The organism is Bacillus sp. FSL M7-0791 (genome assembly GCF_038627085.1).
GTDB classification, from domain to species: Bacteria; Bacillota; Bacilli; order Bacillales; family Bacillaceae; genus Bacillus; species Bacillus safensis.
In genome coordinates this window covers 889,603-905,202 of record NZ_CP152022.1, presented here as the reverse complement: position 1 = coordinate 905,202, position 15,600 = coordinate 889,603, and the positions used below count along the sequence as shown (strand labels likewise).

Annotated in this window: 14 protein-coding genes; 4 read left to right on the top strand and 10 right to left on the bottom strand. The window is 40.7% G+C overall.

Features of this window, described 5'->3' with window-relative positions:
• Positions 1–48: 48 nt before the first annotated feature.
• A complete protein-coding gene (locus tag MHI08_RS04550) occupies positions 49–3,429 on the bottom strand; it encodes a CheR family methyltransferase (RefSeq protein ID WP_342500043.1) in 3,381 nt (1,126 codons plus the stop codon).
• Between the two features lie 144 nt (positions 3,430–3,573).
• Here MHI08_RS04550 and MHI08_RS04545 point away from each other — a divergent pair, with 144 nt between their 5' ends.
• Positions 3,574–4,218, top strand: coding sequence for a spore coat protein (locus tag MHI08_RS04545; protein WP_326350067.1), 645 nt, complete (start codon positions 3,574–3,576; stop codon positions 4,216–4,218).
• 25 nt (positions 4,219–4,243) lie between these two features.
• On the opposite strand, the gene MHI08_RS04540 is transcribed toward MHI08_RS04545, so the two are convergent.
• Both MHI08_RS04540 and MHI08_RS04535 read right to left on the bottom strand, forming a co-directional pair.
• Complete coding sequence (locus MHI08_RS04540; RefSeq protein ID WP_342500187.1) at positions 4,244–5,119, bottom strand: hypothetical protein; 876 nt, start codon at positions 5,117–5,119, stop codon at positions 4,244–4,246.
• Positions 5,120–5,275: 156 nt separating this feature from the next.
• Complete coding sequence (locus tag MHI08_RS04535) at positions 5,276–5,782, bottom strand: YhcN/YlaJ family sporulation lipoprotein (RefSeq protein WP_342500042.1); 507 nt, start codon at positions 5,780–5,782, stop codon at positions 5,276–5,278.
• 151 nt (positions 5,783–5,933) lie between these two features.
• Between MHI08_RS04535 and MHI08_RS04530 the strand changes: the two genes are divergently transcribed.
• Positions 5,934–6,332 (top strand): spore coat protein, encoded by a 399-nt coding sequence (locus MHI08_RS04530; RefSeq protein ID WP_342500041.1) that lies wholly within the window; start codon positions 5,934–5,936, stop codon positions 6,330–6,332.
• Positions 6,333–6,365: 33 nt separating this feature from the next.
• Here the strand turns inward: MHI08_RS04530 and MHI08_RS04525 are convergent, their stop codons facing one another.
• Positions 6,366–6,746 carry a hypothetical protein gene (locus tag MHI08_RS04525; RefSeq protein WP_024426614.1) on the bottom strand — a complete coding sequence of 127 codons (381 nt, stop codon included), beginning with the start codon at positions 6,744–6,746 and terminating at the stop codon, positions 6,366–6,368.
• A 97-nt stretch (positions 6,747–6,843) separates the two neighbouring features.
• Here MHI08_RS04525 and MHI08_RS04520 point away from each other — a divergent pair, with 97 nt between their 5' ends.
• Complete coding sequence (locus MHI08_RS04520; RefSeq protein WP_041109867.1) at positions 6,844–7,935, top strand: diguanylate cyclase; 1,092 nt, start codon at positions 6,844–6,846, stop codon at positions 7,933–7,935.
• A 212-nt stretch (positions 7,936–8,147) separates the two neighbouring features.
• Positions 8,148–8,348, top strand: a complete 201-nt coding sequence (gene cspB, locus MHI08_RS04515; RefSeq protein ID WP_008349061.1) for a cold shock-like protein CspB — start codon at positions 8,148–8,150, stop codon at positions 8,346–8,348.
• A gap of 113 nt (positions 8,349–8,461) precedes the next feature.
• On the opposite strand, the gene MHI08_RS04510 is transcribed toward cspB, so the two are convergent.
• The 6 genes from MHI08_RS04510 to MHI08_RS04485 form a co-directional block, all read right to left on the bottom strand.
• Complete coding sequence (locus MHI08_RS04510) at positions 8,462–8,821, bottom strand: hypothetical protein (protein WP_342500040.1); 360 nt, start codon at positions 8,819–8,821, stop codon at positions 8,462–8,464.
• Between the two features lie 13 nt (positions 8,822–8,834).
• The gene (locus tag MHI08_RS04505) at positions 8,835–9,359 is read right to left on the bottom strand and encodes a flavodoxin family protein (RefSeq protein WP_024425322.1); all 525 of its coding nucleotides are present in this window, start codon (positions 9,357–9,359) and stop codon (positions 8,835–8,837) included.
• Positions 9,360–9,376: 17 nt separating this feature from the next.
• Positions 9,377–10,996, bottom strand: a complete 1,620-nt coding sequence (locus tag MHI08_RS04500; protein ID WP_041109865.1) for a DHA2 family efflux MFS transporter permease subunit — start codon at positions 10,994–10,996, stop codon at positions 9,377–9,379.
• 39 nt (positions 10,997–11,035) lie between these two features.
• The gene (locus MHI08_RS04495) at positions 11,036–11,668 is read right to left on the bottom strand and encodes an HlyD family efflux transporter periplasmic adaptor subunit (protein ID WP_024425324.1); all 633 of its coding nucleotides are present in this window, start codon (positions 11,666–11,668) and stop codon (positions 11,036–11,038) included.
• 365 nt (positions 11,669–12,033) lie between these two features.
• Positions 12,034–13,197, bottom strand: a complete 1,164-nt coding sequence (gene yhbH, locus MHI08_RS04490; protein WP_076839162.1) for a sporulation protein YhbH — start codon at positions 13,195–13,197, stop codon at positions 12,034–12,036.
• Positions 13,198–13,336: 139 nt separating this feature from the next.
• On the bottom strand, positions 13,337–15,232 hold the full coding sequence (locus tag MHI08_RS04485) for a PrkA family serine protein kinase (protein ID WP_024425326.1): 1,896 nt from the start codon (positions 15,230–15,232) through the stop codon (positions 13,337–13,339).
• Positions 15,233–15,600 lie beyond the last annotated feature (368 nt).

Below are 15,600 nucleotides of genomic sequence, written 5' to 3'. Positions count from 1 at the left end.
CTAAGTAAATATTGATGGTAGATGGATTTCTTGTAAATCTTATGTCTGTCAGCTCATTGGAAACGTAATAATCACTCGTGTCCCCTCAAAGCTTTTGCTTTCAAAACGAATGCTGCCGCCATGGCTTTCAATGATTTTAATCGTCATCATTAAACCAAGGCCAGTCCCTTTTTCTTTCGTTGTATAAAAAGGTTCACCCAGTTTCCCTATTTCGTCTTCTGGTATGCCCTTTCCTTGGTCTTCAAAGATCAGCATCATCTGATTATGTTCCAATACGGATGTGACTTGAATAACACCTGTCACACCATCCATCGCTTCAATACCGTTTTTAAGAATGTTTAAGAAAACTTGTTTCAGCTCATTCGGTATACCTTGAATGTTTGGCAGCGAAGGAGACAAATTCTTCTGAATAGACACGCCTTTTAAAACCGCCTGTGATTCAACGACCATGATCACTTCTTCAAGCAGAAGATTGACATGTACCGGCTCAAATTTCACCGATTTGCTTCTAGAGAGCACAAGGAATTCATTAATAATCGCTTCAAGCCGATTAAATTCAGACATCATCACATCTGCATAATCCTTCTGATATTTCTTACTTTGAATCATCAGCTGTAAAAATCCCTTTAACGACGTCAGCGGGTTCCGTATCTCATGGGCGATGCCGGCTGCAAGCTGACCAACTGCGGACAGCATCTCTGACTTCATCAGCATCTTCTCTGACTGCTTTTGATTGGTAATGTCCTCTGAAATCCGCATCACGGTTGACTGCATTTTGTCAGGATCATCAATTCGGTGTAAAGAGACCCTCTCCCATCGTTCACGTCCTGATAAATCCTGAAAGTACAGCTCACCAGTCCAGCTGCCTTCTTTTAAACAAACGTCCCATTGCTTTTCTAAATCATCACATTGACACAGCGAATGATAGACAGAAAAAATATCTTTGCCGATCAGGTCATATTCATGCTGCTGTACAAACTGGCAAAAACGCTGATTCACGCATTGGATGACCCCTTCCTCAGTTGCAACAACAATATGGATATGGCTATTATCCAGTGCTGTTACCGCTAGATGGAGTGACTGTTTGATTTTTGTCATTTCCGTCATTTTAATCCACGTCATCACCGCTCCCTCATGATCTTGATCAAAGATAGGTGTGATGTGTACAGTGAATTGTTCTCCTTCATTCGTTTCAATTTCTCGTTCGATGACGCGCCTGTCCGAGATAACCGATTGTATGTCATGATAGAGCGTTTCCTGCGTAAGCTTCTTAGCCATCGCCTGAAAGGATTGCTGTTGCCTTATTTGAGCTGAAGTAAATAAAGAGGCGGCTGTAGGAGTGTAATAGCGAATATTCATGTCCCGGTCCACAAACAACGTCGCAAGCTGAGGCTTAACAGAAGGTCTATACAGTTCTTCCCTTGTTACCCTTAAGTTGTTTATGATATTAATAAAATGTTCATGTTTTTTCTCAAGCTCCGCTATTTGCGTGTTTTTCACTTTTAATTGAGCCCTTGCCTCCTGCTCTTTTTGTTTAATTTCATTGAGTTCATTTTCTAAATCGACAATACGCTGCTGATAAACTGAATTCTGATCTGGCATCCCTTTTTCCCTGCTGTTCTTTTGAATTTTCCCTCTCTCATTCATTCGAATGAGAATGACGTATACCCCTTTAAAACGGTGATCAAAACTCTTTACAATAAAATCCGCATACTGCTTTTTTCCTTTTTCCGAAATGAGGACATGCTGAAACACCAGCTCTGTCTCGTCTGTCCACACCTTTTGAAAGGTTTGACTCAACATCTCTTTCAAATAATCAGGTGTGACATATTCACATGATTGATCTGACACCTCTGCATGGTCTAAGAAGGAATAGGCCCCATTTGACATCGCCAGAATTTTGTCACAATCATTGATCACCATGCATGCGTCATATTCTTCGCTCACTTCTTCCATATATTGTGCAGCTCGCTTTTTTAACTCGGCATCACGAGCGTCATATACCCAAGGGACACTAGATGCAGGAACATTTGAATAGGTGTAAATGTTCCACTTCTCATTGAACAATTGAAACAATCGAGGAATATTGGGAACAGTTTCATTTGGACCTAAGATTAACACCCCTTGATCTTTTAAAGCATATTGGAATCGGGATAATACTCGTTTTTGTACTTCTGGCTCAAAGTACATCAGAACATTTCGGCAACTGATAAAATCGAGGTGGATAAAAGGTGAATCAATCAATAAATTGTGAGGAGCAAAAACAATATGTTTTCTAAGCGACTGCTTCACAATAAAAGCGTCACCTTTTTTTTCGAAATATCGCGCCCGCCATTTTTCCGGTATGCTTGCCATAGACTCTATCGAGTAAAGACCTTTACTAGCTATTTGAATGGCTTTTCGGTTGATATCTGTCGCAAAGACTTGAAGTTCAATGGACACATCTCTTCGCTTCATTTCTTCTAAAAATAAAATCGTAAAAGAATAAGCTTCTTCCCCTGTCGAACATCCCGCAATCCAAATTCGGCACCGAGATTTCCCGTTGTTCATCGAATGGTCAATGATTGACGGGATCACCTTCTGTTCACATACTCGAAAAGCCCCCATATCTCTAAAGAAAGCAGTCGTGCCGCTTAGGAGCTGGGCATGCAGACGGTCAAGCTCATCTGGTTCTCTTTCTAATAAACGATCGTACTCTGTTAATAATGACATCGGTTCGTTTGCAGTGCGCATGCGTTTTTGAATAACAGAAAGCAGCCTTTTCTTTTCATAGGTTGAAAAGGCAATCCCTTTATACATTTCGAGACGTTCAATGATTCTAAGTAAAGCTGGATCCGTCTCATCCACATGCGGGACATTGATGATATTGGCCATATAAGCTGCAAGGGTGGATGGATTTTTGAATGTGTGATGATACATGCTGTCAAAACCACTCTCTACCTCACTGCATGATAAGGCTGTACCGCCTTGCTCAACCAACCGAAGCAATCCACTCCCCACACAATGACCTTTTTGAAAAAAGATCGCAAACGCTTCTTCTTTTTGAACACTGGCAAGTGACTTAAAAAGCGAGTCGACAGAGCATGCCTTGTTTGTTGGCAGCTGCTCTGATACATGAAGCCGATGATCTTCTGTTAACGTCACAGCCGCATGCTGCGGACAAAAATAGATGGTCTTCTTCATGACTTTCTCACCATGTTTAATCGTTTTTGCCCGGTAGCCAATCGGTAAAACAAGTGCTTCTAAATCTGTGATACAATCGCCTGTCACATGATTTTGCACAACAATAAAAGAGGCATTTAATTCAGGTGGCAACGATTGAAAAAAAGCCTCAAGATGATGCTGTTCAAACGGCGAAACACCGATGCCGATCACTGGTGCCTGCACATGTTCGTCTTCTATCAAACGATTAATGATTTTGTCCTGCATCTGGTACCCCCATGTTCATTCGTCTGATACTTTTTTTCGACAAAAAGAAAGAAAACCCTCTAATTGTAAATAATGTTTTTTGCATGAAAACGTGAAAACATCCTCACATTAAAACAGATTGTATAAACAAAAGGAGGAATCTCAATGCAAAACGATCAACAGCCAATGTTTCAAGGAAACGCTCAGCAGCCTGAACTCAACCATGGCGGGCATGAGTTATTCGATTTACATGAAATTTTAGCCGGCACCATTAATATTTTGGATCAATATATGATCCTGCGGCAATTTATTCAAGATCCTGCATTATCCGACATCCTGGATCGACAATATCAATTCGTTTTATCCCAGTACAATGTCACTGTAGATTGTTTTTCTACAGGCCAAAAGCCTAGTGAAGAAACCGCTACTTATATGATGAAAGAACACACACAAGTGACATACGGAATCAAACCTACTCAGCCGAAGAAGCCGAATCAGTCATTACAGGATGTAAAAGACTTAGGCATCACAGGACATATGCTCAGCCTAGTCAAATCACACGCTGGGTTACTTTCCATGTCCGCATTAGAAGTTACAAACCCTGTTGTCAGACGTGTGCTTGCTGCGCAGATTCCGAACTTTATCGAAATGGCCTATGAAATTTTCTTGTATCAAAACAAGCATGGCTACTATCAAGTTCCTCAGCTTTCCAAACAAGACATGACAGCCATGACGTCAGCTTTTGCACCGCTTCAGGGGCAGGTTCAAATGCCTTCTAGCAAGGCCGATCAACAAAAGCCTCTTCATTAAAAAAACGGCTGACCCCCTTCTTTGGTCAGCCGTTTTTTCTTTGGTACATCGCTTTAAACTGTTCTTCAAAATCTGTGAGCCTCTCCCCCGTCGCCTGTTCAAAGCCGCTAGCAAATTGGCCCGTTTTTGCAGTTTCCTCCATGATCTCATGTATGATGTCTCGTCCGTAAAGCTGCACCAGCTCATAGATTATATAGTAGCTTTGTAAATAGACATCTGTCTCATATGTCACCCGGGAGTTCTGCCAGTCTTGATCAGAATGAAGAGATTGAAAAGGAATCACGTCGAAGCGTTCAGACGTAGCATTTAACACGTCATAGGCCGTCCATTCTGCTGTTCCTTCGTGGAACCAAAGCGGAAAAATGCCTGGAGATACTTCATATGAATGGACCTTTTCATAGAAAACAAAATGAGCATACTCATGAATAAAAAGCGTATTGAAAAAGTATAAAGGCAGTGTCTCTTTCTTCAATAATGCTTCCCGTTTATCTGGATATAACCCAATCATTTGATCATGATCGGAGTAAAATCCGGTTATATGCTTAATTCCAGCCATTTGTTCGATCGTCTCTTTATCATCAAAATAAATAACGTCTAAAGGTCTGTCAGCTTCAAACTGAAACACTGACGCTGTCCTCTTCTTTGCCTGTTTCATGGCCTCTATGGTCAGATCAACAAAAGCATCCTCTTCCTCTGCATAGTAGATTCTAATATGTTCATAGACTTGCTTATTGAGTCCCTCCGTGATAACCGTTTTAGGAGAAGACTGCTGCTCTAAATATTGTCCTGTCAGCTGAAACGCAACATAAATCAAGTACGCGGTGAAAGCATAAAAAATCAGACCTGCTGCAATCATCCCGCCTACAAGTTTTTTATGAATCAATGACGGCCCTGCTTTCATTTGCTCCCCACCTGAATTCATCCTGCACCCTCTTTCTCTCTCTATGAAGAAACAAAGATCAACAAGAGGTGATATATTTTTTACTTTATGCAGTCAGGTGCGCGAGGTGCGGTTCCAAACAAAAAAGCCGCATATGACATACGGCTTTTGTCGTAGCTATTTTGATTCAGGGAAGACACGTCTAACTGTTTCAGTAAATTCATCGAAAAATCCTGAAATCGGCTCTCCGCTATTAATGCGTTTTCCGTAACCTTGCATACGATCGACAAAGTCTGGATTAGCAGATACATACACGTTGTCGATTTGTTGATCCGTTGATTTGACTTTGTCTGAAATTTTCTTTTTCAGATCGTCCGTCACATCACCGCTTTTATTGCCTTCAAGTACAACGGCAACAAATGCATTTTTTCCTGTGACAAGCACGTTTGCTGTCTTCACTCCAGACATATTGGCTACAAGCTCTGACGCCTTATCTGCCACTTTGACCTTCTGAGGTGTTTGAACATCTTGCTGATCCTGTCTCATGTTGTCATTCTTATATGTGACATTTTCATACTGCCTTTTCATTGTTCCTCTACGCTCATCGCCTTGGTTGTTCATTCCACACCCAGCGGTGATTAATGTTGGCACGAGCAGTAAAGATAGCATCCATTTCTTATTCATCAATTATTCCCTCCTTTTGCTCATAGGTTTTTCATCCAGCCGGCTTTTTATGCACATATCCTCTCTTTCCGCAAAATGAATTCATAATTCAGCTGTGATTGGTCATCCTAAACTTGATGAAAGATCATCACGATCAAATGGAGGGATTCGTTTGTTTAAAAAAAGAAAAGGTATGAGCACTGGCGCAATGATCGCAGTATCAACAGCAATCATTGCATTATTCTCCCCGGTTTTACGAAGAAGACTGAAAAGCATGACACAAATGAATATGTCTTCAATGATGAAAGGCGCAAACCATCAGCACCAAAACTCATCTCGCCATGAGTCCCGCTCACATAAGGAATCAAAAGGAACAGGTGAAGTTGGCCAAATGATCAAGCAGGCATTCACAGCTGTCCAGCCAAATCAAACGAACCAGCACCAATCACCATCAAAAACTCATCAGCCAAGAGAGTCTTATGCGCAATCTCTTCACATTGATGAAAGTGTGATGAATGTGATGGATGATGAATCGATCCAGCAAGTCATCAATGACATCGAGCACAAATAATAAAACAGGAGCCTTCATAAAAGAGGCTCCTGTTTATTCTCCTGAAAAATGTTCTTTGACCATAAGACAAAAGGAAGGTAGAAATGTGATTTCGATTGTTGTGATGAAGTCGTCATGATGCTCTAATATCAGCAAAAGCTCCTTTTCTTCCTTCCGATCTTTTTTTATCTCTACATGCTGCACTGTTTTAAAATCATATATTCCTAAAACGGATTCGGTCTTTTTTCGAACGACGTTTAAGCTAAACTCCTTCATAGCAAGCGACATGTTCACAACAAATCGCTCCTCCTGATTCTCGAACCGAAAAGTCAAATCTTGATATTCAACCGGCATTTCTTTTTCAAATCCGGCATCTGGCATTTTTTCAAAAAAAGAAAGCCAGTCCGTTTGATCTGGAAAGCGTTTTCCTCGCATTTTCTTCAATTCCTCATCATTAAAATTTTTATTAATTATCTTTTTTCCCCTTTTCTTTTGCAACAAATTTTAGTAATTTTAAAAAGGTGATTCTATTTTGCTAAGAGACCTCTTTATTAATTTAACAATTCTTGTCACTTTCCATTACTTATTTATACTTGTGTTTAAAGAGAATTTTCTGAAGAAAGAAGATACCTTGCTCAGACAAATATGCAAAGGCATGCTTTCTGGGTTACTCGGTGTCCTTTTAATGTTCTTCTCTATTAAAACAGGACCAGCGATCATCGATTTAAGACATATTCCCCTTATTTTAACGGCCTTTTATGGAGGCATCGCCCAAACAATGATTGCAGCTTTTGTTGTGATCATTGGCCGATTATTAATTGATGCCAATATCGCTTCTTCCATCAATATTTTTTCCATGATGTTTATCGCAGCCGCTTCTTTTTTGATTGCAGAGCGTCATATGAATCATGTTGTGAAAATGCTGTTATCCATTACGATTGGTAATGTGGTTGCCACAAGCCTGTTCATCTTGATCGTGCATGAGACATCATTTCAGCTGCATTCTACTTATTGGATTTTCTCATATATTGCTGGATTGTTTAACTTTTATGTCATTGAGCATCAAACAAAAGCATATCAGCTGTTAAATTTGTATAAATTCCAGGCTCATTATGACTTTTTAACAGGTGTTTTAAATAAACGGAAGTTCGATGAGGTATTAAGTGATGCTTTTACTAAAAAGTTGAAGCAGCCTATCCATCAAATGTCCCTTATTTACCTAGACATCGATTACTTTAAAACCATCAATGATCAATATGGGCATCATGAGGGAGATATTGTTTTAAAAGAAATCGGTACAAGGCTGATTAAAAACACAAGAAGCTCTGATTATATTGGTCGGATTGGCGGTGAAGAATTCGCTGTCCTTCTACCAAATTGTACAATTGAAAAAACATGGCAGATTGCAGAACGCTTGCGAAAAAAAATAGCCGATCAGCCGATTTATTTAAAAAACGGTCTGTCTATCCACACTACGGTATCAATTGGATGTGCTTATTCTCAAGGAATTGGTGCAGACATCAAGCAATTACCGATTATAGCTGACCAGGAGCTCTATAAAGCGAAGGAGTCTGGCCGAAATCAAGTGAGCTTTTCAGAGAGAAAAAAAGACCATTTGACATAGGCATTTTCCTCAATTTGTTAGCGCTAATTATTTTTAAAAAAGTTTTCGTATAACAGTTGTTTTTTCCCGCAAACACTGGTAAAGTAAAGGTAATTATTTTTGTTCGTATCATCTTTAATGAAGAAAGTTTTGAAAGAGTTTTCGTCTTTGAAGTTTGTGTAAGAGCAAGAATAGTGAATTTAAGCGTTAAGATCGCTTTAGGAGGAAATTTCATGTTAGAAGGTAAAGTAAAATGGTTCAACTCTGAAAAAGGTTTCGGATTCATCGAAGTAGAAGGTCAAGACGATGTATTCGTTCACTTCTCTGCTATCCAAGGCGAAGGCTTCAAAACTTTAGAAGAAGGTCAATCAGTTTCTTTCGAAATCGTTGAAGGTAACCGTGGACCACAAGCTGCTAACGTTAACAAAGCGTAATTTAAGAGCATCTGCTCTTTTAGCACTTTATAGAGTGAAGGAAAACCGCCCGGCTTCTGCCGGCGGTTTTTTTGTGCCATAAAAAAAGAGAACCTGATGAGGGGTTCTCTTTTTTATTTGTCCTTCTGCTTTAGCTTCTGCAAAGCAGAACGATACATGTCATCATTCATTTTTGTCTCTGGTTCTTCTTCTTTGACAGGTGGTTCTGGCTGCTTAAACTTTTGAAGCGCCTGTCTATAGAAATCGTCGCCAGACGCAGCATCATCCGTTTGAGAAGGCTCTGACGCTTTTTTTTCAACTTCAGGCTCTACATGTCTCGCCACAGCTTCTGGCTCGCTATGCGGCACGTCAGGCTGATTGGAGACATCTTCTTTGATCTCTTCCTTATCGGCTGATGCGTGTCTGACATTGAACGCTACTAATCCAATAATGACTAGAACAGCAGCTACTAACGCTACAATAACCGTCGCCAAAAGAACCCTCTCCTTATCGCTTAAATGATGCAGTGACTGATGCTACACGTCTTCCTAGTGCTTTTCCAAGTTCAATGCCTTCAGTCGAAATCAATTCATCTGAATCGATCGGACATGTCACACCAGCTCCATAGTAAGAGCCGTATAAAGCATTCTCTGGAACATTTCCAGGAAGGCCGACAACAAGCATTCCTTGGTGGAACATTGGTGTGATCAAATTATGCATTGTCATTTCTAAACCGCCGTGTGTTGTAGCAGTTGTACAGAAAACAGCACCGACTTTATCGATTAGTTTTCCTTCTGCCCATAAGTAGCCGAGACGGTCAATCCATGTCTTTAACCCAGAACTAATGGTACCAAAGTGACCAGGGCAGCCCCAAATGATCGCATCCATTTGATCGAGCTTGCGAATATCCGCATCTTTCACGTGATCAATGAATACTTCAGCCTGCTCTGTTTCACCCGCGCCTGCTGCAATCGCTTCTGCAAGTGCTTTTGTATGGTCACCTTCACTATCGTATACAACATAAATTTTCATGTACGGTCCCTCCACACTTATCTTGCATCTTGGTTAGCTTCCTTAGGTGCTGGAAGCAGTGATATTTCTTGTTTCTTATGCTGCTGTTCTTTTCGCTTTTTATCCTTACGAACATCTCGCAGGAACAAGCTGAGAATAACACCAGCCGCACAGAATAATGTCACCCACATGTAAGCATCATTGATGCCCATCACGTTTGAATCAACCTGTGCTTTTGTAAAGAGCTGGGTGGATACATATTTTTGTGCAGCTTCTGCTGTCATGCCCATATGATGCATCACATTCGATACAGCCGCCTGGAATGAATTCATAAAGAACGGGTCCGCTGTATTTGTTTGATCCGCCATATTGGAATAATGGAATGTCGTCCGATTCGTATAAATCGTTGTGATCAAACTCGTACCGATGGAACCGCTAATTTGTCTTAATGTATTAGACATCGCTGTACCATGGCTGTTTAAGTGCTGCGGTAATTGGTTCATCCCTGCTGTCATAACCGGCATCATCAAGAGTGACATACCAAATGCACGTACTGCATACATGAGCACAATGTGACTATAGGAAGTATCAATGGTCAGCCTTGTAAACTCATATGTCGTGACAACGGTAATGAGCATCCCCACAATGGCAAGCGGACGAGGTCCAAATTTATCAAATAAGATTCCTGAAATCGGGGACATAATGAGCATCGCAAGTGCCCCTGGAAGCATTAATAGCCCAGATTGCAATGCCGTAAACCCAACGAGGTTTTGCAGATAAATCGGAAGTAAGAACATCCCCGTATATAAGGCAACTGTAATAATGATGTTAATGACACTTGATAATGAGAAAATGCTGTATTTAAATACACGGAAATCAAGCATTGGATTATCAGCTTTCAGCTGTTGGAAAATAAAGAGAATGATCGCAATCGCACCAATAATAATCGTAGATAAGACGATCGGATCTGTCCAACCATCACTTCCTGCTTCACTCACTCCGTATAGAAGGGAAGCAAAACCGACGATTGAAAGAATCGCACCAAGACTGTCCAGCTTGATTTTTTTAGGCTCTACAATATTTTTAAACATAAAGAAAGCCGCGATAATGACAATCGCACCGATTGGCACAAGTCCATAAAACATAATACGCCAAGAATAATGTTCAATAATGTAACCAGATAATGTTGGTCCTACTGCAGGAGCAAACATCATCGCAAGACCAAAAATCCCCATTCCTTTCCCTCTGTTTTCCGGAGGGAAAATAAAAAGGATTGTTGTCATGACGAGCGGCTGTAAGATACCGCCGCCGACAGCCTGAATCAAACGGCCGATAAGCATCGTTGAAAAGTTTGGCGCAATACCGCAAATAAATGTACCTAGTGTAAAAGAGATCATAGCCACTAGGAATAAGCTGCGCTGTCCAAAACGTGTGATTAAAAACGCAGACAACGGAATCAGCACACCGTTGACAAGCATGTAGCCTGTTGTCAGCCACTGAATCGTCGTTGCACTCACATTAAATTCTGTCATTAAATGGGGCATGGCTACGTTCAAAAGCGTTTGGTTTAAAATCGCTACGAACAAACCGGCCATTAAAATGATCAGTAAAGACAAGGAGCCTGTTCCCTGTTTTGTCGCTGCAGGTTGATTTGCCATCTCAGACAACCTCCTTTCATATTTTGATATCAATCATCATTAAGATGAAATTTTGACAGAAGCATTCATACCTGGAAGCACTTTGTCTGATGGATTTTTAATTGAAATTTTCACTGCTACTTTTTGCGTTACTTTTGTATAGTTACCACTTGAATTCGTTGCTGGCAGCATATTGAATGTTGAGTTTGTCGCATAACCAATTTGTTCAACAGTTCCTTCAAATGTTGTATCAGGATCTCCATCTACAACGATGTCGACTTTGTCGCCTTTTTCAATGTTTTTAATATCTGTTTCTTTAATATTTGCTGTGATGTAAAGCTTGCTTAAATCAATTGTTTCACCAAGAACTGTACCAGGCTGCACTTGTTGATTGTTTTGTACTTCTTTTTTGACTAATGTGCCATCAGCCACTGCTTTAATGTTTGTTTTTGTTTGTCCTTCAACTTTTGCAACTGTGCTGTCTTTTTCAACTTCGTCACCTTCGTTGATATCCCAGCCTTTGATTTGTCCAGCTGCTGGTGCTGTAATTTGATACATGTCACCTGTCACTTTTGCCTCATCTGTTTTGACAAAGTTTGTGCTTTCGTAGTAGTAATAAGCACCTCCGGCAATAATGGCAAGAATCACAATAAGGCCAATAATGTTCGTTAGCAATAAACGCCCTCTGTTCATGTTTTGTTTCTCCTTTCATGTATAAAAATATAGTGTCATCTGCTTTAGCAAACTTAGAATGCCCATCATCTGACAGAATATGAAACAAGCTCAACAATCTGTCCTTTTCCCTTCATCTACTCCCGCCCCTATCATGGTGTGCAGCCCATTTATACTTATTGTTCACTTATGAGCAAAGAGCAGAAAAAGAAGAAAAGACGATCGGCATCTTTTTTGAAAAACTTATATTTAACAAGATTAAATATTAATAAATGAAAATTGAAATGTCAAAGAGAAAGTTTTACTTTTTTTTTTGGCGATCCTTTCCTTCTCCACACAAAAAACCTTTCAGCCCTTATGCTGAAAGGTTTTTTCAAATGTGCTCGTTATGAATGAACTTCTTCCTGCTGAAAAAATTTTTTTAGTGCGAGAAAAACGTCTGATTTTTGCTTCAAAATATAATGCTTAAATTTCTCATCCTGAATGTGCTTATATGCTGACATTAACGTAGAATGCCGGTTGTATTGATTGACCTCACCGTAACAGAATAAATTGGCTTTTTTCATGATTTCAGAAACAAGTTTCACACACCGGGCGTTGTCTGAGGTCAAATTGTCACCATCAGAAAAGTGAAAAGGATAAATATTATATCTCGACGGCGGGTATCGTTCATCTATGAGCTCTAGTGCCTTTCGATAGACAGACGAGCAAATGGTCCCCCCGCTCTCACCCCGTGAGAAGAAATGTTCTTCGTCTACCACCTTCGCCTCTGTATGGTGGGCAATAAATTCAATATCGACCGTCTCATACTTTGTCCGTAAGAAACGTGTCATCCAAAAGAAAAAACTTCTCGCCATATATTTTTCCCAAAGCCCCATACTTCCGCTCGTATCCATCATCGCCAAAACGACGGCTTTCGACTCTGGTTTGGTCACTTCATTCCACGTTTTATACTTGATATCCTCTGGGTAGATTGGATAAAAGGAAGGACTGCCTGTCATCGCATTTCGTTTAAATGCCGACAGCATCGTTCGTTTTTTGTGGATATTTCCTGTTAACCCGGTTTTGCGAATATCGTTAAACTCAATTTGTTCAACAATGATGTCGTCAAGCTCCTTTTGCTTGAGGTTTGGCAGCTCTAGTTCACGAAACAGTGCTTTCTCGAGATCCATTAATGAGACTTCTGCTTCGTAATAATCCTCACCAGCTTGATCTCCAGCACCCTGCCCCTTTCCTTGACCCTGCTTGCTGTCTGAGCCGTCACGCGCAACAACATCGCCAACCTCGCTGTCTCCATCGCCTTGACCCACATGTTTATTTTTGTCGTAGTTATACCGAATTTTATATTCATCTAATGAACGGATCGGAATTTTCACAACATCTTTTCCATTCGACATGATGATGCTTTCTTCTGTGACAAGATCCGGCAAATTGTTTTTAATCGCCTCTTTGACTTTTTTCTGATGACGCTGCTGGTCGTCATAGCCTTTTCGATGGAGGGACCAGTCTTCCTGAGACACAATAAACTGACTTTTTTCTTGCCGGGACATCCATCCCCCTCCTCACCTATTTGCACAATTCTTCTAACCATCGATTCCTTTATCCTATGCTGCTCGTCATCCAAGTTGACGATCATTTCTAAAAAAGACATTACCGGTGCTGATGCGCCAATAATGCCTCCTTCATATATTAACGATTCAGAAGACTGCCTACATATTTTAAAAGTTCATTTGCACTTGTTGAATTATAGCCATGCTCATCAATTAATCTAGCCACTACTTCATTGACCTTCTTCAGCTGCTGTTCATCCGGTGTCTTCGTCGATGTCGTGATTTTCACCACATCTTTTAGATCAGCAAACAGCTTCTTCTGAATGGCCTCCCGCAATCTCTCATGCGAATTATAATCAAAGCGTTTTCCCTTTCTCGCATAAGCCGAAATACGAATTAGAATTTCTTCTCTAAATGCCTTTTTGGCGTTTTCAGAAATACCGATCTGCTCTTCAATTGAACGCATGAGCTTTTCATCAGGATTCATTTCTTCACCCGTTAACGGATCACGCAGCTTGTTTTTATTGCAGTATGCCTCGACATTATCTAAGTAATTATCCATCAGCGTTTTCGCAGACTCCTCATAGGAATACACAAATGCCTTTTGCACTTCCTTCTTCGCAATATCATCATACTCTTTTCGCGCGACTGAAATGAAATTCAAATAACGCTCCCGGTCCTCGCTGGAGATAGACGGATGCTGATCGAGCCCTTCTTTTAAGGAGCGAAGGACATCCAGTGCATTGATCGATTCCATATTCTTTCGAATGATGGTAGATGAAATTCGGTTAATCACATACCGCGGATCAATTCCGCTCATCCCTTCGTCATGAAATTCCTTTTTCATCTCATCAATGTCGACTGATTGGAAGCCTTCGACACTTTCTCCGTCATACAAACGCATTTTTTTCACCAAATCAATATCAGAACGCTTCGGCTCTTTCAATCTCGTCAAAATGGAGAACATTGCTGCTACCTTCAGCGTATGCGGGGCAATATGCACATCTGAGACATCACTTTCTGAAATCATTTTATGATAAATGCGTTCTTCTTCTGTGACCTTTAAGTTATAAGGAATTGGCATCACAATAATTCTTGAATGGAGCGCCTCGTTCTTTTTATTTGAAATAAACGACCGGTACTCGGTTTCATTCGTATGGGCGACGATCAATTCATCTGCACTAATCAAGGCGAATCTTCCTGCCTTAAAATTCCCTTCCTGTGTTAATGACAGGAGGTGCCAGAGAAATTTCTCATCACACTTTAACATCTCCTGAAACTCCATCATCCCTCGGTTTGCTTTGTTGAGTTCTCCATCAAAGCGGTAGGCGCGGGGATCTGACTCTGATCCAAATTCAGCAATGGTTGAAAAATCGATGCTGCCTGTTAAATCGGCAATGTCCTGAGATTTCGGATCAGACGGACTAAAGGTACCAATGCCGGTCCGTTTATCTTCAGAGAAGAAGATCCGCTCGACCCTTACATCCTCAATTCTGCCGCCATATTCCTCTTCCAGTCTCATCATGTTCAGAGGCGACAAATTCCCCTGCACACGAATCCCATATTCTCTATAGAAATCCTCCCGCAGATTTTGCGGAATGAGATGAAGCGGATCTTCATGCATAGGGCAGCCTTTGATCGCATAAACTGCGCCATGATCTGTCAATGAATATTCTTCAAGTCCTCTTTTCAATCTAGTGACAAGCGTCGATTTCCCCCCGCTTACTGGTCCCATCAGTAATAAAATACGCTTCCTGACGTCTAGCCGCTTTGCAGCAGGGTGAAAATATTCCTCTACTAATCTTTCGAGTGATTCCTCTAACCCAAACAGCTCCTGATCAAAAAATTTGTAGGTTCTGACCCCATTCTCCTCTTCAATCCCGCTGTCTTTAATCATATGATAAACGCGAGAATGAGCAGATTGAGCGACAAGTGGATTTTCCTTAATAATGTCTAAATAATCGCTGAATGTGCCTTCCCATTTGAGACGCTGCTCTTCTTCTCTGTGCTGTTCGATTTTCTTTAAAATATCCATATGAACCTCCTCTTTCAAGATTGAAGCTAGAAATCAGATACTGTTTTACAATCTATGCGGAGGCGTCCTATTACATGCTTTCGTTCTTCAAAATGACGAATTGGCAAACTGAATTGACAACCATCCGCAAGACCCTTCATAATAAAGGAAAAATAGGAGAAAAATGATTTTCTTCTCCTGCTTTTAAGGTGAACTTCACATCATATGAAACAGGCAGCGAACGGAACAAAGGGATAAGGGGGAGCTTATATGAGAACGGTCATTATGATGGGCGTCATCATTACGTTTTTAGTATCCATTTTCACTGCTGGCTACGAAGGCAAGCCTGGTAAATGAAAAAAAGGATGTTCCATTTGCGGAACATCCTT

Bases quoted from the DNA above. Each gene is read 5' to 3' on its own strand.
- MHI08_RS04505 (WP_024425322.1), bottom strand. From the start codon at position 9,359: ATGAAAATTTATGTTGTATACGATAGTGAAGGTGACCATACAAAAGCA.
- MHI08_RS04535 (WP_342500042.1), bottom strand. From the start codon at position 5,782: ATGAATAAGAAATGGATGCTATCTTTACTGCTCGTGCCAACATTAATC.
- MHI08_RS04545 (WP_326350067.1), top strand. From the start codon at position 3,574: ATGCAAAACGATCAACAGCCAATGTTTCAAGGAAACGCTCAGCAGCCT.
- yhbH (WP_076839162.1), bottom strand. From the start codon at position 13,197: ATGTCCCGGCAAGAAAAAAGTCAGTTTATTGTGTCTCAGGAAGACTGG.
- MHI08_RS04540 (WP_342500187.1), bottom strand. From the start codon at position 5,119: ATGAAAGCAGGGCCGTCATTGATTCATAAAAAACTTGTAGGCGGGATG.
- cspB (WP_008349061.1), top strand. From the start codon at position 8,148: ATGTTAGAAGGTAAAGTAAAATGGTTCAACTCTGAAAAAGGTTTCGGA.
- MHI08_RS04525 (WP_024426614.1), bottom strand. From the start codon at position 6,746: ATGCGAGGAAAACGCTTTCCAGATCAAACGGACTGGCTTTCTTTTTTT.
- MHI08_RS04500 (WP_041109865.1), bottom strand. From the start codon at position 10,996: ATGGCAAATCAACCTGCAGCGACAAAACAGGGAACAGGCTCCTTGTCT.
- MHI08_RS04550 (WP_342500043.1), bottom strand. From the start codon at position 3,429: ATGCAGGACAAAATCATTAATCGTTTGATAGAAGACGAACATGTGCAG.
- MHI08_RS04495 (WP_024425324.1), bottom strand. From the start codon at position 11,668: ATGAACAGAGGGCGTTTATTGCTAACGAACATTATTGGCCTTATTGTG.
- MHI08_RS04485 (WP_024425326.1), bottom strand. From the start codon at position 15,232: ATGGATATTTTAAAGAAAATCGAACAGCACAGAGAAGAAGAGCAGCGT.